The sequence below is a fragment of the Vibrio sp. 970 genome (genome assembly GCF_033339075.1).
In genome coordinates this window covers 1-583 of sequence record NZ_JAWOTW010000586.1, presented here as the reverse complement: position 1 = coordinate 583, position 583 = coordinate 1, and the positions used below count along the sequence as shown (strand labels likewise).

Below are 583 nucleotides of genomic sequence, written 5' to 3'. Positions count from 1 at the left end.
ACAATGCCATTCGCTATTCAGGCGCACACAGCGAAATCCAAGTTAGTGTGCAAGAAAATAGAAATGCGATCAAAATCTTGATTTCCGACACTGGCCCGGAGATTCCACAAGAAACGCGAGAAAGGATCTTTGAACAATTCTACCGAGGTCACTCAGAAAAAGGCGATGGTGCAGGGTTGGGCATGTCCATTTGCAAAGATATCGCCACGCTACACAGCGCAACGATAGAGCTGATTACGAGAGAAAATGGCAAGAACACGTTTGTCGTCGCATTCCCAAAGTACTAGCGAAAAAAGACGACTAAAAAGGCGATATGGAGCACACTTCTATCGCCTTGTTTCGCCCCAGACATGAGACGCCTCCCACTCTTACATAGACATACGAATACTTACAATTCAGTCCATAGATTTTCATTATAATTCACGTTTATTTCACGCTCGCTTTGCTAGAAACGACACAACATCACGACTAAGTCCATCACAAAATAAATATGAAAAGTTCGTCTAAGAGACCCATGTTTGGGCCATTGCAGCCTCTCGCTGTTTTTTCTTTGTTTTCACTTGCATTTTTGTCCATATCACGC

1 protein-coding gene is annotated in these 583 nt (G+C 43.4%); it reads left to right on the top strand.

Annotated features, from left to right (window positions below):
• The coding region (locus R7Q11_RS28035; RefSeq protein WP_225467214.1) for a sensor histidine kinase at positions 1-287 on the top strand (287 nt) is incomplete at its 5' end.
• Positions 288-583 lie beyond the last annotated feature (296 nt).